We start from the raw sequence: 20694 nt of genomic DNA on the forward strand, positions 1-20694 counted from the left end.
ACGTTATGACCTGTGGGGATGAATCTTGCTCTTTCGGTTTTTTATAAACTGGATAACCTCTTCCACGGTATAGGGAGGGTTTCGTTTGTGGATAATTGCATGGCAATTTGGGCAAACAGGAATTAAGTCTCGGATTGGGTCCACCTGATATTTTTCGCCCACTTCTGAGAGTGGCTTAATGTGGTGCACATGAATTGTGCCTCGCCCTGCTTCCCCATATTGTTCCTGAAAGTCGAACCCACAGATCTGGCAATAGGCGCCGTAATGGGCGATACATGCAGCCCGTGCTTTGGGATTCCGCTCATAGGCGTTGACTGTTATGCGTTGTTTGCCGCCTTCAGGGAAGGTTGCATCATCCTGCACTTCTTCAGGTAACATCCATTCGGGCCTGCCTGGTCCGTAGTGCGGTTCCAGAACGGGGCGCTCTGTTTTCTCCCGCAGGTAGAGCACCAGAGATGGATTGTGCTTGGCCTGGCTGTTTGTCTTTAGCTGGCGAAATTTATGGGCGACCTTCTCGATAAACGGGAAATGGAGCGATTTGATGATGGGCCAAACCTCCCCATGGGCTGAGGAAGGCGTGTAATATCCGTTTCTTGAAGGGACTCGTTGAAACGTTGGGTAGTCATCATGGTCCCACTGCCATTCATCGATCGCTTCCAGTAATTGTAACGCATCATCTGCTGTGGCCAGCGTTTCCTCGTCTAATGCCATCCAGATAACTTCTTCCTCAATCGAGCACACAATAATACTGCCGACCACCAGACGGACATGGCCGGTATCACAGTATACGCCCCATTTGTTGTTACCCCAGGAATCTGCGAAATGAATCGCTTCAACAAATACATCCAGAGATAGCTTTCTCTTGTCTTCGTCAGGAAGGAGGGAGCAGACGATTTGGTGGATGCGGTCGGGGTCAGGTTTCCTGCCGGGCATTTCCTGCTGTCTGGTCCTGCTATCTGGGATTGATTCGTGATTCAGGGAGCTTTCAGGTGGAGACTCATGGCCGGTTCATATGAATCCCGCTTCCTCGAAGTCCCCCATGTACCTTTAAGTAGGGAGCTCTTTTGAGCAATTGGGCGGAGTTCACCTAATCCTATTGTAACATGACTCCCCTGCAAAAAGCATCACTGTCTTTGCATTTTATATCGATTCCCTAACCAAGAGTCATCGTAGGTCACGTTTCCATACGTGATCGCTGGTCCGATAGGAGGTGGGGCTGGCCGGTGAAGACGGTGCCCTGCGCCTGCCCTATTGCATCCACCACCAGGGGCTGGTCAAAGCCCAGGAGCTGGACGGGCACTATCCCATTGCCACCAGTGCCACCCACCTGGATGCTGGTGGCTCATAGGTCCGACGTCGGTGAGGCACCTGAGACTGTGTCCCGGGCATCGATGTTGGTCTGCTGGAGCCCCTTGACATTGGCCATCTCTCATACCTGGTCTTGGGCCCCGGCTGGTGGCTCGATTATGGACGTGCAACCCGTTACTAGTTCAGGGAGAGGTCTCCTATTGTTTTAAACCGGAGTGAACTGTCGAAAGCAGGTTTAGCAGAGTAAGTATCAGCCATGCTTCATAAAATAATGTCAGTGGTATTACCGAGAGATTTTTTAGGAACAAGCTTAAAGATGTTTTGTTCAAAAATTTTAGTGTTGTGTTTTTATGTATACTTAACAGGAGCTTCTCGTCGGATACCAAGTACTGTATAAGGGAATTCAATAAGAAGGCTAGCAAGGTAAAAACGACTGTTGTGGCAAGGAGTTCAAAGTAATGGGTCTTTATTGAATGAAACACTGTTGACGGAATGACATACCACTGCATTTTGGGCGTTTTAAATATGGACTTAATCCGCTCAATACCAAGGGAAAATACACCGCTGCCAATTAAGAAAATGAAGAGAATAACCCGAGCCCCCTCAACAATTATTTCAATTAGCCAATATGTTTGTTTGTTGACGATGCGCACTTCATCTGTTTGTATAACTCTTCCTATTGCCGGCACAAGTACTAAGATAGTGATTAATAACACATTTCTACTCATCAGGGAAAGTGCCCAAGTAATCATAAAAGTCCTCCATCTTTTTGGAATGGTAATACCGTGCATTATCCGCTATAATGGAGCCGTTCGGACGACTCTCGCAAGCTGGCACTTCAGCGTCCGCATCCGTGGGGATCCAATCCGACTTGCTTTATGGGCCGGCGATGTAGCCGTCCAAACGGCAGACTGCCTGATAATGAATGCAACGCATAATAGATATAGATATGTATTCCATGGTAGGTCGCCGGTTTAGGGATAAGTTTCCTATTGGCTTTAATCCCTTGAACTAGCGTTGACTGTCGAATGTAAGCTTAGTTCATAAAAATCCACTACCCAAAGGGGGATGCACATGACTCCGCGCGATTGTGCAGAGCTATTGCACACCCCCTTTCAGAATATTTCCATACCTTTTGAGAGCCCCCCAATCCTTCAGCGCTTTGCGCAAAGTCTAATTTTAGCTACGAAGGCTAGTTCCGATTAGGGGAGATTCCCAGAGTGCACGCGTGTTCCCTTCACATACCGAATCTCATCAGTACCATACACAGCAATACCAAAACGAATAAAGCTAGGCTGAAGAGGTTGCTATTACGGATATAGCGGGCTGCTCCCGGGCGGAAGCGATCCCCGTCCCAAACTTTTGCGTACACAGTGCGACTCGAGACGGCTCCATGCACCGTGAGCACAAGTACCAAGAGTAGGGCTACCAGGAAGGTAAGTCCATAAGCTGTAGTGAGCAAGTATCCCCAGCTCCTGATCGGTCCCAGCCAGGTGCCGCGCAGGATTCCTAACCAGAACACCAATGTTCCTGAAAGCATCATCAAGCGGCCAACAAACCTGTCCATGACCTGGAGGGTGGCCTTTGCTTCAGCAGGAGGACGGCGTAGCAGCGTGGGCCAGACGCCGAGCGCCATGAACACGTATCCGCCAAACCAAGTCATTCCGGCCAGCACGTGCAGATAATGTACCACTATGATCCAGGTTAGGTTCATACCAGCCTCCTCTAACGAGTTGAACGGGCTCCATTTACCCCGATGGCTTTGCCGATCATGTGCGGATCCTCTACCACGTTTAACAAGGTCATGGCATAGTCAGCGCGGGAAAGCTGCCAGTGGCCGCCGGTGGGATTGGGTTCACTGTCTGTATGTACCTCCCCGCTTCCGGGCTTATCGTTGAGCATGGTAGCCCGCACAATGCTCCAGTCTAGTCCGCTCGCCTGGAGTATGCCCTCGGCCCGCGCCAGGTCGGCGTAGGCAGCCCGAAAAATCACCCAGGCGAGCGTAACTGCCAACCAGGGACGGCTGGCTACGATGCTGCGGCTGCTCGTCGTGACTATCCGACGTACTCCGCTTTCCTTCATCACGGTGATGAGGTTGAGTGTCGTTTGGCTGATAACGGTTGTCGGCCCCAGGTTGGGTGGGGAGACGATCGTGATCACTGCGTCATGGCCGGGTACTGCTTTGCGTAGGTCGGCCAGGTCGAGCGCATCTCCCTGCACTACCCCAGCTAGCCCCTCTAAGCCCGCCAAAGCCTCTGGGCGGCGGGTAAAGGCCGTGATCTGATGGCCTCGGCGGATCCCCTGCTCGAGCACGTGTCGACCAGTGCGCCCTGTTGAACCGATCACTAGTAGCTTCATATGCCCTCTTGAAGAGTTTATCGATTGCCGATGATGATCAACTGTCTGATAGAGCGTTATTCAGATGTGCTTTTGTTGGGGTGGTAGCGACCACTGGCGCGCAGGGTCTTCCCCAGGGTGCGCAGCATGTCCTGAAACTGTTCGCCCAGCTTCCTATTGGACGGGGCGAACAGCGGCACGAGCCAGCGGGTCGTGCCCGGTGCGATGTTGTAGACGCGGTACTGGATCAGGGTTCTCCCGTTGTGGTCCTTGACGATGTACTCACCTCGGTACCACCACTCGCCTTGGAGGGAGGCTCGTCGTTCCACCTCGTCTATCGTGACCTTGCCCAGGCCGGATTGCTCGAGAAAGGACACGAGTGCCTTCCACACCTCCTTGGGGGGAGCGTCCATCTCTCCGGAAGCGGACCAGGTCGATTTTTTCGAATCGGACATCTCGGTATTCTCTCCTCTGCCTTCGCAGGAAAGCATGCCTCATCGTGGGTGAACAGTTCGTCCAACAGGTCGGTAGTATCGAACTGGCCGGCGATGTTCGCACAGCGCGACGTCACCATCATTCCCAGGCAGTTCGTGGGTACCAAGCAACGAGGTTGAGTGTCGGTTGGCTGATAACGGTTGTCGGTCCCAGGTTGGGTGGGGAGACGATCGTGATCACTGCGTCATGGCCGGGTACTGCTTTGCGCAGGTCGGCCAGGTCGAGCGCATCTCCCTGTATTACCCCAGCTAGCCCCTCTAAGCCCGCCAAAGCCTCTGGGCGGCGGGTAAAGGCCGTGATCTGATGGCCTCGGCGGATCCCCTGCTCGAGCACGTGTCGACCGGTACGCCCTGTTGAACTGAACACCAGTAGCTTCATATATGCTCCTTTCGCAAAATTATTATATAGTATTGATTACCAATTATATTAGTAATTAGGTTTGTGGTAGAATAGCACAGGAGGCACTCAATGTCAAGGAAAACCCGATCTGTTCAACCCGTTTTGGCGACGGAGATTGGTCGTCGCTTCAGTACAGCTGTGGTGCTTTACCACAGTGCGGTTGCTGAATGCTTTGGTCTCAGCGCCACCGATTGGAAGTGCGGCGAAATACTCAGCCGGATGGGGCCAATGAATCCCACACAACTGGCGGCGCTCACCGGCATGAGCACTGCGGCGGTGACATTGGTCATTGACCGCCTTGAGCAAGCCGGGTTTGCCCGCCGCGAGCGTGACCCCAACGATCGGCGCAAGGTTCTGGTCTACCCTACCGCTACCCCAGAGATAGAGCAGAAGATAGAAGAAGTTTTCAGGGAATTGACCGAGAAAATGGAGGCGCTAATGGCTCGTTACAGCCCTCAACAACTCCAGGCCATAGTGGATTTCATTCAGCAAGCCACCCAGATTATGGAGTCCGAAACTGCGCGGCTGCGCGGGGAGGCGGCGAAGAAGGCTTGATTGTGTACAGAGAGGTTTACATCTCGGGTGCTGAAATTAGATAGTTCCCTGTGAAGAGTGAAGAGTTGCTGGCAGAGTGGGAGACCATACTGCACTACACGACAAAAAAATGAACAGGTCGAGGTTTTGGTTGTAGGACGGTAGGCCCAAAACCTTCCAAAACCAAAACCCGACCCGTCCGCCATGCTTTACGTCGAACAGCTGACAAACGTTCTTGCAGAGCGGCCACCTCTTGGCACCGCGCCCGCCTTCACTTTATCGCTCGCTTTCCAGTGCTGTAGCAAGTACGTGCGCAGGCCGGGGCAACCCGTGCCGAGCAAAGCATCGAGCTGCTGTACGCATTGTTTGCGCTGCTTCCGGCGCAGAAGAGGTGTCTAGCGTGGTATGCCCCAAAATAGGCCACATGTGGTGGCGAAAATTGCCAAACACCCGCTTGACTCAGGCGTTCATACAAACTCCTTGCGACTTTTCACTTGTCAATCTCGGACCCAGTTCTACTCTGTGGCTAATCCGAGACAAGGGTCGTCGTGTGAGACACCCCTTCGGCATGTCAGACGCGCTCCGCCAGCGAATGTCTCCGGAGCCAGTGGATGGCTTGGCCTTAGCGCCATTCGGTGGTGCGCCCCCTCCTGCCGGACGCGTGGCAGTGTTCTCGCCCAGCCCTTCCACAAAGCCGCGCCGCCAGCTCGGGTAGATCGGCTGCCAGCGGAGCTCACGTTTCGCCTTAGCGTTGGAACCACCACGGATCTTCGTCATCATTGACACGCCACCCGCGCCGATCAGCAGCCGGGCCAACCAGACCGGCACCTTCCGCGGTGGCTTGGCGCCGACGGCGTTGGCCAGGAACGGTAGCCAGACGGCGACCGGAGCCGGCTCGTCGTCGACGATATTGTAGATGCCGGGTGAGCCGTGAGTGATGGCCGCGACAGTCGCGCGCGCCGCGTCCTCGATATGGATGAATGACCAGATCCCGGCGCCGTTGCCGACGATCGGGAAACGTCGCTTGCGGACGAGCTCGACCAGTCTTCCGTCCTGTGCGATGCCCGTGCCGGGCCCGTAGAACATGCCGTACCGCAACGCCAGTGCTTCCACATCGGTCGCGTTGCACACGGCATCCTCGAGATAGCGGATCGCTGCCAGTGTCTGGCGGAAACTGGCCGGTGGATTCGGATCCAACGGATCCTCCTCCGTCTTGACCGGGCCACCCACCCGTGCAAACGGCCAGCCACAATAGCTTTGCACGATGAACCGCCGTGCGCCCACCAGCCGCGCCGCGGCCAGCAGCGTGTCGGTGACTTCGGTGCGCAGGCGGTTGGTCAGCGCGAACTCTTGGTCGAAGCGCTTGAAATTGCCGGTCGCGTCGGCGAGCGCCGTCAATTGATGGACAATGACCTCCGGCTCTGCTTGCCGGACGGCGGCAGTCAAGGCGTCCCGGTCGAGCGGATCGGCGATGCTGGGTTGCGCGCCGAGCGTCGCGAGCGCTCTGGCTTTCTCAGCGCTGCGTGTGAGCGCGATCACTTCATAGCCATGCTCCAGGAGCAGCGGCACCAGGGCTTTGCCAAGTGCGCCGGTGCTGCCGGCGACAAATATACGCATGGTGTTTCCTCCCAATGGCTGCATGTACTGGTCGTGGCGACCGCGCGCATGGGTACGCACCTGGGATCGGGGGCACCTTGTCCGCCCCGGTGTGGGGCCGGCCAGCCACCTCCGAGCCCCAATCATGCCACCGTGCGCCACGACCTATTACTACTAAGGGATGTTGGCGCTACGCTTCTCAGCCGCGTGTGATACCGCACAGCTTATCGGGGTTGAGCACGCCGTAGACTGCCTGGATGCGGCCCCGTGCGTCAAAGTCGAACGCATAGACGCGATCGAGCCGACCATCGATCCACACCAGCAGGCCTGGCTGTCCGTTCACGCAGGCGCGCTCGAAAGTCATCATGCGTCCGGCCTTGCGCATAATGCCCACGAAGAAACGCGCTACCCGATCTGCGCCGTAGATGATATTGCGCGCGGCGCGGGCCTTGCCGCCGCCATCCGTCCACAGCGCGATGTCGTGGGCGAAGATCGCCAGCAGCCCTTGCAGGTCGCCGGCGGCGCAGGCGCGGGCAAACGCGCGCGCTGCCTGCTCGGCCTGCGCCGGGTCGGCCCGGAAGCGCGGGCGCTCGGTGCTGAGGCGCTGGCGCGCCCGGTGGCCGAGCTGGCGGCAGTGCGGCCCGTTGCTGCCGATCAACCCGGCGATCTCGTCGTAGCTGTAGCCGAACACCTCGTGCAGGATGAACACCGCCCGCTCCAGCGGAGTGAGCCGCTCGAGCAGCAGCAGAAAGGCAAACGACAGCGTCTCCTCCTGCTCGGCGCGCGCCGTCGGGTCGGGTGTGCCGGTCGAGACGAGTGGCTCGGGCAGCCAGGGGCCGACGTAGTGCTCCCGGCGCGTTCGCGCGGCGCGCAGCGCATCCAGGCACAGCCGGGTGACGATCGTCATCAGGAAGGCACGCGGCGACTGCACCGTGTGGCGCGGTGATTGTTGCCAGCGCAGAAAAGCCTCCTGGAGGATGTCCTCGGCATCCATGGCGCTGCCGAGCATACGATACGCCAGGCCGAACAACACCGGCCGGTAGCGGTCGAATTCGTGCACCAGCGCTTCGGTGTCAGCGTTATGGGTCATCGGTTGTAAGCCTGCGTTTTACCATTCCCCGAATAAAGACGAATCACAGGCCGCGCGGGTGGTAATCACCGTTCGGCGAAGGGCGGCCAGACGGTCGTCGAGGTCGCCAGGTAGCGCCCCATCTCCTGCGGGTGCGCGTTACTTGCTGATAGCCACCGCGCGCGGCTGGTAGCTGTCCACCTCGGGACGGAAGCTGATCGAGAGACGGTTCCAGCCGTTGATCGCGACCACCGCGAGCGTCAGATCGACCAACTCCTGCTCGCTGAAGTGTCGGCGTACCTCCGCGAAGAGTGTGTCGGGCACATGGGTTTCGCTTACCCGTGTGACCGCGTCAGTCCAGGCCAGCGCAGCGCGCTCGCGTTCTGTGTAGAACGGCGCCTCGTGCCAGGCAGCCAGGGCATACAGGCGTTGCTCGCTCTCGCCAGCGGCGCGTGCGTCTTTGGTGTGCATGTCGATGCAATAGGCGCAGCCGTTGATCAGCGAAGCGCGAAGGTTGACCAGCTCGCGCAACGGGCGCTCGATCGTCGAGGTCGCCAGATAGCGCTCCAGCGCGTGTAGGGTCCGGATCCCCTCGGGGGCGACATGGGCGTAGTCGATGCGTGGTGGCATAGGAGACAGCTCCTTTCTTCACATCCCGCAGACATAATTCGCATCTCGCAAACATAAGACGAAACAGCCGCTCGAAATGTGACATCCGGCTGGTTGGGTACCTGCCGCATCGGCCAACGTCGGCGCCAAATGCCGCCAGGGCTCATGCAACATCCTTGGCGGGTGGGGTTTTAAAAGACCCCGTTTTCCCGCCGTGTCAATGGCGGAAAAACGGGGTTGCAAAGGGCTCTGTCCCGCGCGCCGGAGGCCCATCCGGCGCTGCAACTCTTCGATGTATTCAGCCAGGGCCTCCGGGCGGAGATCGTTTCAAGAACTTCTTCAGGGCCGCCAGCATCATTTCCCAATTCCTCTCCGAATGCTCGCGTGCTTCCTCAGTCGCATTATTGTCCTGGGACAGTAAGACGTGGGTTTGGTTTCCCTCGTTCGACAACTCAATTGTCACCGTGTGATAGTTTTCCGGCTTGTCAGGCAGACCGGAGAGGGGGCTGAAATGACTATACTGGAGTACTCGCGGTGGCTCGAACCGCAGAATCACACCTTTGTCCTCATACGATTTGCCTTGCCACTCTCCCTTCCAGGTAATCGGGCTCCCTTCGCGCCAGTCCGTGACAACATGGGTACCGAACATGAATTGTTTGATGGCCTCAGGATTCACCAATGCACCCCAGACCCTTTCGACAGGTGCGTTTATGGTGATGGAAGCTCTGGCAATCAGGTTCTTATTCATAATTTGCTCCACCGTGAAGAGAGAAAGCGTGCATATGGCTAGCGCCGTCCTGTTGTTAGCCGAGAATCTCATTTCATCGCCCTTCCATTGCATTTCTCAACCCTGCAATGTCTATTCTCTTCATCCCGAACAGGGCGATGTTCATGCGCTCCGCTTTCTGCCGGTCCGGGCCCTGGTCGACTTCCCAGACGAAAGATGGCACGATTTGCCAGGACACACCGAAGCGGTCCTTAACCCACCCGCAAGGCTGTTCCTCGCCATCTTCGGAAAGAACCTCCCAGAGCCTGTCAATCTGCTCCTGGGTCTCGCATGAGACATAGAGCGACATGCTCTCGTGGAACTTTCCAAAGTAAGCCCCACCCCGGAAGGCCACCACTTCCTCCCCATTGAGCGTGAAGCGAATGGTTTTCACGTCACCGGCCACGCCGGGCATGATGTCTTCGGACATCTCCGGCACCTGCCGCAGCGCTGCAACCTCCTGCTCGCCGAAGTAACTTCGTCCCAGAATCGTCGAATTCCCGAACACTTTGTTGAAGAGTTCGACGTACGTGGCGACGGCTTCCTCGAGGTTCTTGTTGAATCCCAGGCACACGGTAATCGCTTTCATTGGCTGACCTCGCTATTGAGCTTGTGGGGAGCCGAGTGGTGCTCGTGCACAATCTGCCATGCGCCGTTGCGCTTCGTTAAGCCCAACGTCAGGCGACACACCGGTTCGGAAGAGCCGCCGATGCGTAACAGCGCGGTTGCAAAGGCAACGTTGTCACCTGCCGTGATGCGCAGGTCTTCGAGGACGAATACTTCTCGATCCGGTGCACCATAGCGAAAGAAGAGCTCCCAGGTCTTTCGATACGCGTCGAGCCCCTCGGATTGAAGGGGCTCGGGGACGTCGAACATGAGCACGGACTCTGAATGGTTGGCGAGGATGCCCTCCATGTCACCACGCTGAATGGCCCGCTCCCAGGAGCGGATCACGCGTTCGATGTCTGATTTTTCTGCATTGGTGTCCATAAGGCTCATAACCCTTTGGCATTTGATGAAACATGCAACAACCATCACCGTGCCCGTACATAGCGGCAGACCTGGGCGCCGGTGCTTGCCTTCGCCGCTGAAACGAGCTCGAACGGCAACGGCTCGTCCATCGCCGGGAAGAGCTTCTTGCCGCTGCCGATGATGAGGGGCACGACCGTGAGCACCAGCTCGTCCACCAGGTCGGCAGCCAGGAGTGACTGTACCATCGTGGGGCTACCATAGACATAGATGTAGCCGCCCGGCTGCGCCCGCAGATCGGCCACGGTCTTCAGAAAGTCCTTGCCGCGGATGATGGTGGTCGGGTGCCAGGTGATGTCCGCCTCGGTGAGCGTGTCGGAGACCACGTACTTTTGCACGCGGTTGATCCAGTCGGAGAAGTCGTCACCCGACCGGCTGGGCCAGGCCATTGCCGACACCTGATAGGTACGCCGACCCTGCAGGAGGGCGTCGCTTTGCTTGGCCAGGGTGTCGAACGTCCCGCCCATGACCTCCGGGTCGAAGTACTTCCCCATCCACCCGCCGTGGGCAAAGCCGCCGTCGGTGTCTTCACTGGGGGCGCCCGGCGCCTGGACGACCCCGTCGAGGCTGATGAATTCGGTGATGAGCGTCTTCATGGTTTCTCCTGTTTACGTGGCCATGATGTTCGATCTGGTGAATGACCCGCGCACCACCCACAGGCAAGCCGAGGACACCGAGCGGCGTCTGCCGGCAGGGGAGCGCGCCTCAAGATTCGGTGATGAGACCTTCTCGATCTGCAAGGCTATCGACCTCAGACCCTGCCATCAAGGCCAGGTATGCTCCCACCGGATCCTGAACCACCGCATACACGTACTCCCCACCTGCTTTTCGAGCCACTTGGATGCACCTGCCCCCTTCCTCCTGAACCCGACGGAGGCTTTCGGCGAGGTCGCCCACAGGCAGGTAGATCAGCCAGACCGGCGGGCGCTCAACGTTCACACCGCGTGCATGGCAGATTCGCGCCGCCGGCTTGTCATCATCGTCGAGCATGTTGTAGTCGGCGTAGGGCCCATCCCCGTCTTCGAGCGCTATGTTCTGCACCGACCACCCTATCACCTGCCGATAGAAGTCGCGCGTTGCGGCGGCGTCGGAGACAGTCAGATCGAGCCAACAGATGCGACCCACCGGGTCTGCCGTCTCGGGCTGGGCTGGGGGGATCATCTCGGCCGGAATGACCGGGATAATACCGAACGCCGCCCCATTCGGATCGAGCAGCACGGCCCACTGGCTCGTTCCATCGTTGTCTCTGGCATGCATCAGCACCTTCCCGCCCAGATCGAGGGTACGCTGTACACTGCCCCGCACATCAGCGACCTGGATGTGGGGCATCCACTGGATCGGCAGGTGAGCCAGTTCCGCGCTGCGCGCGCCCAGGCCGATGATGGGCATGCCCAGGTTGTTCATCAGATCTTCCTCGCGCCAGAGGGGATGCTCACCTGTGCTGAGCACTCGTGAGTAGAAGCGCACCTCCCGCTCGTGCTCGGGGACCGCGATATCCGCGCTGAAGACGGCGCCGATACGTGGGACAAACAGTTCGCTCATAGATGCCTCCAGTTTCGGTAGGGGCGGCTGACGCCCCGGCGTTCAGCGGCGGGTCACTGGGATGGGGCATCATGCCAAGCACGTCAGCCCGCCTTCCACAATCATTGGAACCCGTGGCGGATATCCCCGTCACTCCATGGGATGTTCAGGGAACCGTCGCCAGACCATGGCCGCCTACGGGCACGGTTTCGCAACGCTCGCTAAAGCCGGCGATCAGGGGCTTGCCGCGGGCCATGGCTTGCTGCACCGAGGGTAGGGTCAACGACGCGGCGTGGCTCTCCTGGCGGTCCCACACCTCCGTGACCCAGATGGCGTCGGGATCGGTCGAGTCTTGAGCGACCACGTAACTCAGGCAGCCTGGCATCTCCCGGGCGCCGTCGAGCAGGATGGCGATCAGGGCGTCCCGCTGGCCGGGGACAACCTGGATCTTCCCGATCAAGCCGTACATCAGTCTCATCCCTTTCTGTTTGGTTTCACTTTTCCATTGCCATTCTCCCGCCGGCCATGGCCCCCACCACCAGGAAGGGCTCGGCGCCGGTGGCAACGGCTTCGGGCAGGGGCGCGTCCGGGGGCTCATGGGAAAGGTCCTCACCACAGGCGAAGAAGCGCACGAAGGGCCGGCGCCGCCGGGTGGCATGATCCCGGATGGTACCCCGCAGCATGGGGTAGGCCGCCTCCAACGCATCCAGCACCGCCCGCTGGGTGACCGGCCCATCCACCTGGAGCTGGACCTCCTTGTCCACGCCGGCCAGGTTGCGCAGATGATGGGGAAGCACCACCCGAATCATGGCAGCACCTGCACCTCCACCGAGAGCACCGGCGGCAGGTGGCTGACGAGGGCCGTCCAGTGGTCGCCGCCGTCGGCCGAAGCGTAAACCTGGCCACCCGTGGTGCCGAAGTAGATGCCACACGGCTCCAGGGAATCCACGGCCATGGCATCCCGCAGGACGTTCACATAGCAGTGGCTTTGGGGAAGCCCGTGGCTGAGGGCCTGCCAGCGATAGCCTTCCCCGTCTCGCTGCCCCCGATAGACCCGCAGCTTCCCCTCGGGCGGGTAGTGCTCCGAATCGCTCTGGATGGGGACCACGAAGACGGTGTCCGGCTCGTGGGCGTGGACCGCGATGGGGAAGCCGAAGTCGCTGGGCAAGTTGCCGCTGATCTCATACCACAGATCGCCGGCGTCGTCGCTGCGCATGACATCCCAGTGCTTCTGCATGAAGAGCACCTGGGGCCGGGCGGGGTGCATGGCGATGCTGTGGACGCAGTGGCCCACTTCGGCATTGGGATCGGGCAGTTCGGAGCCGGCCTGGAGGCCCCGATTGATGGGGCGCCAGCTCTGGCCGCCGTCGTCGCTGCGGAAGGCCCCGGCCGCAGAGATGGCCACAAAGAGACGGTTGGGATCGGTCGGATCCAGCAGGATGGTGTGCAGACACAGCCCGCCGGCCCCAGGCTGCCAGAGGTGCCCCTTCACCGCCCGCAGGCCGGGCAGCTCCTGCCAGCTCTGGCCGCCGTCGGTGGAGCGGAACAGGGCCGCGTCCGCCACCCCGGCGTAGACGGTGTCGGGGTCGGTCAGGGAAGGTTCCAGGTGCCAGACCCGCTGGAATTCCCAGGGGTGCTGGGTGCCGTCGTACCACTGGTGGGTGCCCGGATCTCCCTCGTAGCGAAATTCGTTGCCCACGGGCTGCCAGCTCTGGCCGCCGTCGTCGGAGCGCTGGATCAACTGCCCGAACCAGCCGGTGGACTGGGACGCGTAGATGCGGTTGGGATCGGCCGGGGATCCCTTGAGGTGATAGATCTCCCAGCCGGAAAAGTGGGGGCCGCTGACCTGCCACCGGCTGCGCTGTCCGTCGGCCGTCAGGATGAATGCCCCCTTCTTGGTGCCCACCAATACCCGAACGTTGCTCATGGCCTGATTCCCCTTTCATGTGGTTACGACTGGCGGACCGCCTTTTTCACCAGCGCGCGGATCTGTTCCTCTACCGCAGGGGTCCATTCCTTCAGCGCAAAGGCGACCGGCCACATGGCACCGTCGTCCAGGTTGGCTGCATCGTTGAAGCCCAGGGTCGCGTAGCGGGCTTTGAACTTCTGCGCGCTCTGAAAAAAGCAGACCACCTTGCCATCTTTGGCGTAGGCGGGCATCCCGTACCAGGTCCTGGGCGCAAGCTCGGGCGCGCTGTCTTTGATGATGGCGTGGATCCGCCCGGCCATGGTCCGGTCCGGCTCCTCCATCTCCGCGATCTTGGCCAGCACGTCCTGTTCTCCGTCCGCCTTGCCCTTTTTCGCCCGCTTCTCCGCCTTCAGCTCCCGGGCGCGCTCCTGCATGGCGGCCCGTTCTTCTGCGGTGAAGCCTTTGTCCTGCTTGGATGCCATTCCACTTCTCACTTTCTCATCGGAACATGATGGACTGACTCTCCTGCAAGAACACCGCAGGGACGCAGAGCACGCTGAGTCTTCTCTGAGCCCTCTCTGGGCTTCCTCTGCGCCCTCTGCGGTGATAGAACTCCTTGGGCAGGGAAGCCATGATTGACTTCACGCCCCTACAGCAGCGTCCCGTGGGCCAACTCCGACGGGGGTGGACGAGGCCCAACTTCCTCTACGAGCCAGGTCTGGGATCACATTTCCGTCAATTGGATGATGCTGAAGGTAGCGCCGAACGGGTCGGCCACGACCGCCATGCGGCCGTAGGGCGTATCGAAGGGCGGAACCCGGATGGAGCCGTCCGCCTCCTGGAGCCGCTTCAGGCTGGCGTCGGTGTCGTCCACCGCGAAATAGCCCATCCAGTGGGGCGGGATGCCCTGCCAGTTCTCGTCCATCTGCAACACGCCGAAGAGGGTTTCATCTCCCCGATGCAGGGTGTAGTAGTCCATGCCCTCCATCTTGTGGGCCGTCAGCCCGAAGAGCTGGCTGTAGAAGTCCCGGGCTGCCTCGGCGTTGGGTGTGTTGACCTCGAACCAGGTCATGGCGCCGGGCTCGTTCACGATGGATGCGCCGATGTGCCGGCCAGCCTGCCAGAGGCCGAAGACCGCGCCGGTGGGATCCACGCAGATGGCCATGCTTCCGGTGTCGCCCACCTCCATGGGTGGCACCATCACCTGGCCGCCCAGGTCAGCCACCCGGGCTGCATCGGCTGCCACATCGTCGCTGGCCAGGTAGATGGTCCACGCCGACGGCATCTGGTCGTCGGGCTGCATGCCCGCCAGGCCGGCAGCGTCGTGGTCCCGGGCCCGGGCGAAGTGGTAGTGGCCGAAGTCCGGGCCGGTGTCCAGATAGGTCCAGCCGAAGAGTTGCCGGTAAAACTGTTTCGCCGCCTCCAGATCCGGCGTCATCAGGTGCATCCACGTGGGCGTACCGGGGGCACGTTTGTGGGTCTGTATGGCCATGGTTGACCTCCTTGGGTCATGGAATAAATAATGCCGCCGTGGACAGGGATCACAGGTTGCGGTGGAGGCGGCCAGGCACGGATGCGTTACGAAGATTCCCTGGACGTGACAGGGATATAGATGGAGAGGGTGGCTGCGGGATCGTCCGGATGAAAGGTTTCGTCGTAGCATTCAAAGCAGAAGTCGCCGCCTGGCTGATAGCCCGAGGCCGGCAGCCATTGCTGGTAGATAGCGGCGAAGACATCCCCCAGGGTGGGCAGGGTGGCCTGGAAAACTGCGTAGGTGCTGGCCGGTACCTCCCAGCGGGACATTTCGGCAGGCAACGCCCCTTCCGGCGCTGCGGCACAGCCGGCCATGTAGCGGAAGGTGCCGGTCTCCTGGTCCATGGCATCCATCAGCCCATAGGTGACGCCGGGCTCGGTCACCCCTGGAATTTCGTCCATGCGGAGCACGAAGCGATCCCAAAGCTGGGGGATCGCGGGGTCCATGGGCCGGGCGCGGATCTGCATGCCCACCACGGTGAAGGCTTCTTTTTCGACAATCTGGGGTTCCATCGGATAGTCCTTTCTACGAATGGGGGGAGGGTTTTGGGGGCTGCCGCCTGGCGTCCCCTGGCCCCGATGAGCCCGTCTACGCTCCCCGGTATGCTTTCTCCAGGGCCGCGATATCCAGCTTCTTCATGGCCAAAAACGCCTGGGTGACCCGGGCCAGCTTCTCCGGATCCGGGTCCTGCATCATCCTGTCCATCGCCGTGGGCACGATCTGCCAGGAAAGGCCGTAGCGGTCCTTGAGCCATCCACACTGCTCGACCTCCGGCACGGCGGACAGGCGCTCCCAATAGTGGTCGATCTCGGCCTGATCCTGGCAATAGACCATGAACGAGATGGCCTCGTTGAAGGTGAACCCATGGTCCTCGGCGCTGTCCATGGCGGCGAACCAGCTGCCTGCCAGCATGAAGTCCGCGAACATGACCGTGCCCTCCCGGTTGGGCTCCTGCCCCGGGCCATAGCGGACCAGGCTGCCCTGCCGGGAATCCGGAAAGATCGAGCGGTAGAAGTCCATGGCCTCTTCTGCCTGACCGTAGTTGGCGCCGGTGAACAGCAGGAAGGGCACGATAGGAGGGCGCGGGCTGCCTTCGGGGTCGGTCAGGATCAGCTGCCACGACAGGCCGTAGCGGTCCTGGACCCAGCCATAGCACTCGCTGAAGGGATAGCGGTCCAGGGGAATGAGCACCGTGCCGCCCGCGGACAGCTCCTCCCACGTCGCCAGGAGCCGGGCTTTTGCCGCCTCTTTCGGACTTTCCCCATGGCTTGCGGTCTGAGCCGACGAAGGTCCAAAGAACAGAGGGTCGAAATTCACCATGAAGGAGATGGACGGGTTAAACCGAAACAGGGGCCCGGCGTTGATGGCCTCAAAGCGCTGCCCCCACAGCTGAAACGAGACCGCATCGCAGTCGCCAGAGGGGGTGTCCCGCAGGGTCACCACATGGGTGACGGCCGATTGGGGAAAGAGGGAGGTGTAAAAGTGGACCGCTTCCAGGGCTTCCTGGTCAAACCAGAGATGGGGAACGATCTTCTGGGCTGTCTCCTGCGCCGGTGGGGTCATTCTGTCACTCCTTCTGCATGGATTTTCCACTGAATGCCTGTAGCGCAAAAAAGAAGATATCACCGCAGAGACACAGAGGGCGCAGCGAGATTCCAGAGAGGAGGGCCGTGCAGTCTGTGTTTACCTGTGCCGTTCCGAAGCCGCGCCAGGCGATGCAAGAGGTGATGACAGTGGGCGCGTGCACCCGATTAGCACAAATGTTCTAAAACAGAATATCATGTTTTGGGCTTCTTGTCAAGCATGAATTTTTCGCCTTTTTCGTTTTTCGGGGTTTTCGACGCAAGGGACGGCGAGGATGTCCCGTAGGAGCGGGGCTCGCCCCGCCTGTTGCCGCCACATCCAGGCGGGTGAAGGGACGGCGACGGATGCGCAGCTCTCCCTACGTTCGCTTCACCCTCGCGCCAGGTCACGGATAAGGTCGACCATACGCGTCAGATCGGCGGGTCGCAGATGGTGGTGGGTGGGCAGGGTGAGCAGACGCTTCGCCACCGACCGGGCGCCGGGATGGTCGTTGCCTGCCAGCTGGGGGAAGTACTCGGCCAGGGTCTTGCCGTAGAGCCGGCCCGCGCCGATGCCATTCTCCTGGAGTCGCCGGTACAGCGCCTCCCGCCGGGCTTCGCTCTCCGCCAACAGCGGCAGGCGCAGGTAGATGGGCTCCACCTGCGTCGCTGGCCGCGGCAGGGGCGCCGGTCCGGCTAGAGCCGGCTGGACCGGCAAGGGAACCCGGACGCTGGCCAGTTCTGCCAATCCCGCCAGGAGCTGACGGGCGTGGGCCTGTCGACGCCGGTTGATGGCTTCCAACTGGGGCAGCAGCGCCAGCCCAACCCGGGCCTGGGCCGGGCTCAGTCCCTGCCGGGCATAGCCCCAACTGGCCTCGTGCTCCCCCACCCGCTGGGCGCCCAGCCGGGTCGCCAGCCACCAGCCGGTGGGGTGGAAAGCCGTGCCAAAAGCCCAAAGGCGGGCCAGGGCCATCCAGGAGCGCCACCCCCGGGGGAAGGAAAGACGCTGCCAGGTGGTCGCCAGGGCCTGGGCCGCCTCGGGATCCCGGGTGCAGAGGAGCCCACCGCCGCCCAGGGAAAGGGGTTTGCCCGGCCCGAAGCTGAACAGGCCGAAATCTCCCCAAGTGCCCACCGGCTGCCCGTCCAGCCGGGCCCCCAGGGATTGGGCCGCGTCTTCGATCAGGCGGGCGCCGGCCCGGTGGATCTCCGCCAGGACGGGCGCCACAGGGTGGGGAATGCCCAGGGGATGGACCCAGATCACCGCCAGGGTTCGCTCGCCCAAAGAGGCATACAGCGCGGACCGGTCCATCTGCAGGTCGTCCGGGCGAATGTCCACCAGGCGGGGGCTCAGCCCGGCGTCCAGGATCACCTTGACCAGGGAGGGGCAGGTGTAGGCAGGCAGAAGCACTTCATCGCGTGGGCCTGTATCACCATGGGCCGGGGAGGTTGCCTGTCGCCGAAGGGTGTGCAGCAGCAGGAAGAGGGCTGTCCGCCCCGAGGCAGCCAGAAAGCAGTGGGGAACGCCCAGGGAATGGGCCAGCGCATCGGCAAACTGCGCCTCTGTTTCTGGCCCGGCAGCCGCAGCCCGGACCACTTCAGTCCAGGGGGGCAGGGGAGCGGCCGTGGGCGGTAGATGGCGGGGCATGGTTTCCTTAGTCCAGGCGGGCCAGGGCCGGCAGCGCCAGACGGAGGCCCACAGCGTAGATCAGGGCCAACATGGCGCCCAAGCCCAGGGCCAGAGGTAGCCCCAGGTAGACGGCCAGCCCGCCGATGGCCACATTGCCCAGGGTATCAGAACCGGCGTGGAGCTGGCTGTACAGGCTCATGACCCGCCCCCGCACCCGGTCTGGAATGTTGACCTGTACCAGGGTGATGGCCAGGCTCTGGAGGATCAGGAGCGCCGTCCCCAACAGCACCAGGACCAGACAGGCCAGGACGAGGGTGCGGGTCCAGGCGAACATGGCCACCAGCAGGGGGAGCAACAGCCCCGCCCAGACCAGGGTCCGGCCCCGGTGGTGGACGCCCAGCCGGGCCACCGCCGCGGTCCCCACCACCGACCCCAGCGCACCCGCGGCCAGCAGAAGCCCCAGGCCCACCGCGTCGGTCTGCACCACCTCCTCGGCAAAGGCCGGCATCAGCCCAAAGACCGGGTAGGCCAGGCCGCCCACCACGGCCATCAGGCTCATGGCAGCCAGCACAGCCGGCTGCTGCCACAGGGTGCGGAAGCCCTCCAGCAGGGCCGTCAGCAGGGAGCCGCGGTTGCCGGCCCCGGCCGGGGCCGGGCGGTCAGCCGGCCTGTCGGCGACCCGGATCATCAGCAGGGCGGCGATGGGGGCCAGGTAAGTGGCGGCGTTGAAGAGCATGGTGCCACCTGCGCCCAGGGTGGCGATGAGGAAGCCAGCCAGGGCATAGCCCACCAGGCTGGAGAGGTTGAAGACGGTGGCGTTCAAGGCCACTGCGTTGGCCCAATCCTTTTCCTCCACCAGCTCCACCAGAAAGGCCCGCCGGGCCGGGTGATCGATGGCCAGGATGCCGCCAAAGACGAAATAGAGCGCGATGATGTGCCAGAGCTGAATCTGTCCGAAGGTGGCCAGCAGGCCGAAGGTGGCTGCCTGGGCCAGCAGCCCCACCTGCCCGGCCAGGATCAGCTTGCGCCGGGGCACCCGGTCGATGAGGAGGCCGCCCAGGAAGGAGATGGGCACCACCGGGATCAGAGCCAGCAGGCCCACCAGCCCCAGCCAGAAGGTGGACTGGGTGAGCTGGTAGATGAGCCAGCCCTCCGCCACTACCTGCACCGACGTCCCCACCACCGACACTGTCTGGCCCAGCCAGAAGAGGCGGAAATTCCGGGAGCCCAGGGCCGGGGCTACCGTGGCCAGGAAGGTCTGGAGGCGCTGGCGGGGCGCGGCCTGGGTGCCGTCCAGGGGGACGGCGGGGGCCAGAGAAAGCTCTCCGGCTCTGCCAGGTCTGGGGGGGATGCCCCCTTGGGGCTCCTGCACACTGGGTTCCATCATGTACCTCAGCGACGACGTACGTTCTGGTAGGCGTAGAGCGCCGCGGTGGTGATCAGCCCTCCCAGCAGCACGCCCATCACCAGCAGGCCCACGGGCACAAACCAGGAGCGGGTGGGCATGCCGGTGGTCGGTGGGGTGGGGATGGGCGTGGGGCGCCGAGGGGTGACCGAGGGCATGGGCGTCTGGGTGTCCACCGGCAGCGGCCGCTCGGGCTCGGGCTCTGGCGTGGGGGATGGGGAAGGGACGTCCGGCCGGATGGCGGCCAGCAGGCGCCGGGCAATGTCCACCGTGTTGGGGCTGGTCAGGATGGAGAGGCCGTCCAGTTGGGGTTCCAGGGAAGCCAGCAGATCCTGCAGGGCGTCCATATCCCCCTCAGTGCGGACCTGGACGCTGATGGCGATCTCGGGATTGGCCTGGCGGAGCTGCCGGACCAGCGGCAGGACAAACGCCCGTACCGTCTCGGGCTCGGTCTGGGCCCGCTGGATCTGGAGGACGAAGATGTCCACGTAGGGGGCCATGGCCACCCCGTCGCTGAGGGCGAAGGCATGGTCGGGGCCCAGGGCCAGGCGCAGGCCGTACTGGTCTGCCAGGGCACGCATGCGTCGGACGCTGCCCACGGGATCCGCCTGCTCGTCCGGCCGGTTGGCGGGGCCATGCTCCAGGTTGTAGCCGATGATGTCCATGCGGTCGGCCAGATGGGGCAGCAACACCTCGGCATCGGCCACGTTTTTGAAGACCACCAGCCGCCTGCCCACCTGGACCTGTTCCAGCAGGTCGATCATGCTCACGTGGTCCACCCGGGCGATGTCGTCTGGACGTGCGTGGTTGTTGAACCAGTCGATGAGCTGGGGCGTCATGCTCATATCGACCCAGAGGCGCTCCAGAGGGGCGCCTGATTCCAGGGACTGGGCCAGGGTAGTGGGCACACAGCCGTAGAGCAGCAGGGAAAGGATCAGCAGGATCTTAATCTTCCACATGGTTTCCTCAGGCGGGCCCGGCAGCCCGGCGTGAT

26 protein-coding genes are annotated in these 20694 nt (G+C 61.5%); 2 read left to right on the plus strand and 24 right to left on the minus strand.

Annotated elements, in window-relative coordinates; translation table 11 throughout:
• Positions 1-3: 3 nt before the first annotated feature.
• Positions 4-933 (minus strand): HNH endonuclease, encoded by a 930-nt coding sequence (locus tag FKZ61_RS08160; protein ID WP_211358464.1) that lies wholly within the window; start codon positions 931-933, stop codon positions 4-6.
• A gap of 277 nt (positions 934-1210) precedes the next feature.
• On the opposite strand from FKZ61_RS08160, the gene FKZ61_RS08165 reads away from it, so the two are divergent.
• Positions 1211-1348, plus strand: coding sequence for a hypothetical protein (locus FKZ61_RS08165; protein WP_170199429.1), 138 nt, complete (start codon positions 1211-1213; stop codon positions 1346-1348).
• A gap of 157 nt (positions 1349-1505) precedes the next feature.
• Here the strand turns inward: FKZ61_RS08165 and FKZ61_RS08170 are convergent, their stop codons facing one another.
• The 5 genes from FKZ61_RS08170 to FKZ61_RS08190 all read right to left on the minus strand — a co-directional run bounded on the left by FKZ61_RS08170 (position 1506) and on the right by FKZ61_RS08190 (position 4518).
• The gene (locus FKZ61_RS08170; RefSeq protein WP_141609588.1) at positions 1506-2060 is read right to left on the minus strand and encodes a hypothetical protein; all 555 of its coding nucleotides are present in this window, start codon (positions 2058-2060) and stop codon (positions 1506-1508) included.
• A 485-nt stretch (positions 2061-2545) separates the two neighbouring features.
• On the minus strand, positions 2546-3022 hold the full coding sequence (locus FKZ61_RS08175) for a hypothetical protein (protein WP_141609589.1): 477 nt from the start codon (positions 3020-3022) through the stop codon (positions 2546-2548).
• A gap of 11 nt (positions 3023-3033) precedes the next feature.
• A complete protein-coding gene (locus FKZ61_RS08180) occupies positions 3034-3666 on the minus strand; it encodes an NAD(P)-dependent oxidoreductase (protein ID WP_141609590.1) in 633 nt (210 codons plus the stop codon).
• A 56-nt stretch (positions 3667-3722) separates the two neighbouring features.
• Positions 3723-4100, minus strand: coding sequence for a hypothetical protein (locus FKZ61_RS08185; RefSeq protein WP_141609591.1), 378 nt, complete (start codon positions 4098-4100; stop codon positions 3723-3725).
• A gap of 118 nt (positions 4101-4218) precedes the next feature.
• Positions 4219-4518 (minus strand): NAD(P)-dependent oxidoreductase, encoded by a 300-nt coding sequence (locus FKZ61_RS08190; protein ID WP_141609592.1) that lies wholly within the window; start codon positions 4516-4518, stop codon positions 4219-4221.
• Between the two features lie 90 nt (positions 4519-4608).
• On the opposite strand from FKZ61_RS08190, the gene FKZ61_RS08195 reads away from it, so the two are divergent.
• Positions 4609-5094, plus strand: coding sequence for a MarR family transcriptional regulator (locus tag FKZ61_RS08195; protein WP_141609593.1), 486 nt, complete (start codon positions 4609-4611; stop codon positions 5092-5094).
• A 438-nt stretch (positions 5095-5532) separates the two neighbouring features.
• On the opposite strand, the gene FKZ61_RS08200 is transcribed toward FKZ61_RS08195, so the two are convergent.
• From FKZ61_RS08200 to FKZ61_RS08285, 18 genes are all read right to left on the minus strand, one after another.
• Positions 5533-6690, minus strand: a complete 1158-nt coding sequence (locus tag FKZ61_RS08200; protein ID WP_141609594.1) for an NAD-dependent epimerase/dehydratase family protein — start codon at positions 6688-6690, stop codon at positions 5533-5535.
• Positions 6691-6868: 178 nt separating this feature from the next.
• Positions 6869-7759 carry an RNA polymerase sigma-70 factor gene (locus FKZ61_RS08205; protein ID WP_141609595.1) on the minus strand — a complete coding sequence of 297 codons (891 nt, stop codon included), beginning with the start codon at positions 7757-7759 and terminating at the stop codon, positions 6869-6871.
• Positions 7760-7897: 138 nt separating this feature from the next.
• Positions 7898-8368, minus strand: a complete 471-nt coding sequence (locus tag FKZ61_RS08210; protein ID WP_141609596.1) for a carboxymuconolactone decarboxylase family protein — start codon at positions 8366-8368, stop codon at positions 7898-7900.
• A 277-nt stretch (positions 8369-8645) separates the two neighbouring features.
• On the minus strand, positions 8646-9095 hold the full coding sequence (locus FKZ61_RS08215) for an SRPBCC family protein (protein WP_141609597.1): 450 nt from the start codon (positions 9093-9095) through the stop codon (positions 8646-8648).
• Between the two features lie 73 nt (positions 9096-9168).
• Positions 9169-9702, minus strand: coding sequence for a VOC family protein (locus FKZ61_RS08220; protein ID WP_141609598.1), 534 nt, complete (start codon positions 9700-9702; stop codon positions 9169-9171).
• A complete protein-coding gene (locus FKZ61_RS08225; RefSeq protein ID WP_141609599.1) occupies positions 9699-10103 on the minus strand; it encodes a YybH family protein in 405 nt (134 codons plus the stop codon). The genes FKZ61_RS08220 and FKZ61_RS08225 overlap by 4 nt, the downstream gene beginning before the upstream one ends.
• Before the next feature lie 44 nt (positions 10104-10147).
• Positions 10148-10738 (minus strand): dihydrofolate reductase family protein, encoded by a 591-nt coding sequence (locus FKZ61_RS08230; protein ID WP_141609600.1) that lies wholly within the window; start codon positions 10736-10738, stop codon positions 10148-10150.
• A gap of 109 nt (positions 10739-10847) precedes the next feature.
• Positions 10848-11684: a VOC family protein gene (locus tag FKZ61_RS08235; RefSeq protein WP_141609601.1), complete on the minus strand. Its 837-nt coding sequence runs from the start codon at positions 11682-11684 to the stop codon at positions 10848-10850.
• Positions 11685-11829: 145 nt separating this feature from the next.
• Positions 11830-12132, minus strand: a complete 303-nt coding sequence (locus FKZ61_RS08240; RefSeq protein WP_141609602.1) for a putative quinol monooxygenase — start codon at positions 12130-12132, stop codon at positions 11830-11832.
• Positions 12133-12157: 25 nt separating this feature from the next.
• Positions 12158-12472 (minus strand): MoaD/ThiS family protein, encoded by a 315-nt coding sequence (locus tag FKZ61_RS08245; RefSeq protein WP_141609603.1) that lies wholly within the window; start codon positions 12470-12472, stop codon positions 12158-12160.
• A complete protein-coding gene (locus FKZ61_RS08250; protein ID WP_141609604.1) occupies positions 12469-13590 on the minus strand; it encodes a beta propeller repeat protein in 1122 nt (373 codons plus the stop codon). Before FKZ61_RS08250 ends, FKZ61_RS08245 begins: the two co-directional genes overlap by 4 nt.
• Before the next feature lie 23 nt (positions 13591-13613).
• Positions 13614-14054, minus strand: coding sequence for an iron chaperone (locus FKZ61_RS08255; RefSeq protein WP_141609605.1), 441 nt, complete (start codon positions 14052-14054; stop codon positions 13614-13616).
• A 242-nt stretch (positions 14055-14296) separates the two neighbouring features.
• Positions 14297-15064: a VOC family protein gene (locus tag FKZ61_RS08260; protein WP_141609606.1), complete on the minus strand. Its 768-nt coding sequence runs from the start codon at positions 15062-15064 to the stop codon at positions 14297-14299.
• Between the two features lie 86 nt (positions 15065-15150).
• On the minus strand, positions 15151-15618 hold the full coding sequence (locus FKZ61_RS08265; protein ID WP_141609607.1) for a GyrI-like domain-containing protein: 468 nt from the start codon (positions 15616-15618) through the stop codon (positions 15151-15153).
• A 76-nt stretch (positions 15619-15694) separates the two neighbouring features.
• Entirely contained in the window at positions 15695-16669 is a 975-nt protein-coding gene (locus FKZ61_RS08270) for a VOC family protein (protein WP_141609608.1), read from the minus strand.
• 390 nt (positions 16670-17059) lie between these two features.
• Positions 17060-18313 carry a DegT/DnrJ/EryC1/StrS family aminotransferase gene (locus FKZ61_RS08275; protein ID WP_141609609.1) on the minus strand — a complete coding sequence of 418 codons (1254 nt, stop codon included), beginning with the start codon at positions 18311-18313 and terminating at the stop codon, positions 17060-17062.
• A 7-nt stretch (positions 18314-18320) separates the two neighbouring features.
• On the minus strand, positions 18321-19682 hold the full coding sequence (locus tag FKZ61_RS08280) for an MFS transporter (RefSeq protein WP_141609610.1): 1362 nt from the start codon (positions 19680-19682) through the stop codon (positions 18321-18323).
• Between the two features lie 5 nt (positions 19683-19687).
• Positions 19688-20659, minus strand: coding sequence for a hypothetical protein (locus FKZ61_RS08285; RefSeq protein WP_141609611.1), 972 nt, complete (start codon positions 20657-20659; stop codon positions 19688-19690).
• Positions 20660-20694 lie beyond the last annotated feature (35 nt).

Origin of the sequence: Litorilinea aerophila (assembly GCF_006569185.2) — a bacterium.
Taxonomy (GTDB): domain Bacteria; phylum Chloroflexota; class Anaerolineae; order Caldilineales; family Caldilineaceae; genus Litorilinea; species Litorilinea aerophila.

Coding starts and splice junctions, on each gene's coding strand:
- FKZ61_RS08210 (WP_141609596.1), bottom strand. CDS start 8,368: ATGCCACCACGCATCGACTACGCCCATGTCGCCCCCGAGGGGATCCGG.
- FKZ61_RS08260 (WP_141609606.1), bottom strand. CDS start 15,064: ATGGCCATACAGACCCACAAACGTGCCCCCGGTACGCCCACGTGGATG.
- FKZ61_RS08190 (WP_141609592.1), bottom strand. CDS start 4,518: ATGAAGCTACTGGTGTTCAGTTCAACAGGGCGTACCGGTCGACACGTG.
- FKZ61_RS08245 (WP_141609603.1), bottom strand. CDS start 12,472: ATGATTCGGGTGGTGCTTCCCCATCATCTGCGCAACCTGGCCGGCGTG.
- FKZ61_RS08265 (WP_141609607.1), bottom strand. CDS start 15,618: ATGGAACCCCAGATTGTCGAAAAAGAAGCCTTCACCGTGGTGGGCATG.
- FKZ61_RS08205 (WP_141609595.1), bottom strand. CDS start 7,759: ATGACCCATAACGCTGACACCGAAGCGCTGGTGCACGAATTCGACCGC.
- FKZ61_RS08285 (WP_141609611.1), bottom strand. CDS start 20,659: ATGTGGAAGATTAAGATCCTGCTGATCCTTTCCCTGCTGCTCTACGGC.
- FKZ61_RS08220 (WP_141609598.1), bottom strand. CDS start 9,702: ATGAAAGCGATTACCGTGTGCCTGGGATTCAACAAGAACCTCGAGGAA.
- FKZ61_RS08215 (WP_141609597.1), bottom strand. CDS start 9,095: ATGAATAAGAACCTGATTGCCAGAGCTTCCATCACCATAAACGCACCT.
- FKZ61_RS08200 (WP_141609594.1), bottom strand. CDS start 6,690: ATGCGTATATTTGTCGCCGGCAGCACCGGCGCACTTGGCAAAGCCCTG.
- FKZ61_RS08160 (WP_211358464.1), bottom strand. CDS start 933: ATGCCCGGCAGGAAACCTGACCCCGACCGCATCCACCAAATCGTCTGC.
- FKZ61_RS08180 (WP_141609590.1), bottom strand. CDS start 3,666: ATGAAGCTACTAGTGATCGGTTCAACAGGGCGCACTGGTCGACACGTG.
- FKZ61_RS08270 (WP_141609608.1), bottom strand. CDS start 16,669: ATGACCCCACCGGCGCAGGAGACAGCCCAGAAGATCGTTCCCCATCTC.
- FKZ61_RS08250 (WP_141609604.1), bottom strand. CDS start 13,590: ATGAGCAACGTTCGGGTATTGGTGGGCACCAAGAAGGGGGCATTCATC.
- FKZ61_RS08255 (WP_141609605.1), bottom strand. CDS start 14,054: ATGGCATCCAAGCAGGACAAAGGCTTCACCGCAGAAGAACGGGCCGCC.
- FKZ61_RS08185 (WP_141609591.1), bottom strand. CDS start 4,100: ATGTCCGATTCGAAAAAATCGACCTGGTCCGCTTCCGGAGAGATGGAC.
- FKZ61_RS08195 (WP_141609593.1), top strand. CDS start 4,609: ATGTCAAGGAAAACCCGATCTGTTCAACCCGTTTTGGCGACGGAGATT.
- FKZ61_RS08170 (WP_141609588.1), bottom strand. CDS start 2,060: ATGATTACTTGGGCACTTTCCCTGATGAGTAGAAATGTGTTATTAATC.
- FKZ61_RS08230 (WP_141609600.1), bottom strand. CDS start 10,738: ATGAAGACGCTCATCACCGAATTCATCAGCCTCGACGGGGTCGTCCAG.
- FKZ61_RS08225 (WP_141609599.1), bottom strand. CDS start 10,103: ATGGACACCAATGCAGAAAAATCAGACATCGAACGCGTGATCCGCTCC.
- FKZ61_RS08240 (WP_141609602.1), bottom strand. CDS start 12,132: ATGTACGGCTTGATCGGGAAGATCCAGGTTGTCCCCGGCCAGCGGGAC.
- FKZ61_RS08275 (WP_141609609.1), bottom strand. CDS start 18,313: ATGCCCCGCCATCTACCGCCCACGGCCGCTCCCCTGCCCCCCTGGACT.
- FKZ61_RS08280 (WP_141609610.1), bottom strand. CDS start 19,682: ATGATGGAACCCAGTGTGCAGGAGCCCCAAGGGGGCATCCCCCCCAGA.
- FKZ61_RS08235 (WP_141609601.1), bottom strand. CDS start 11,684: ATGAGCGAACTGTTTGTCCCACGTATCGGCGCCGTCTTCAGCGCGGAT.
- FKZ61_RS08175 (WP_141609589.1), bottom strand. CDS start 3,022: ATGAACCTAACCTGGATCATAGTGGTACATTATCTGCACGTGCTGGCC.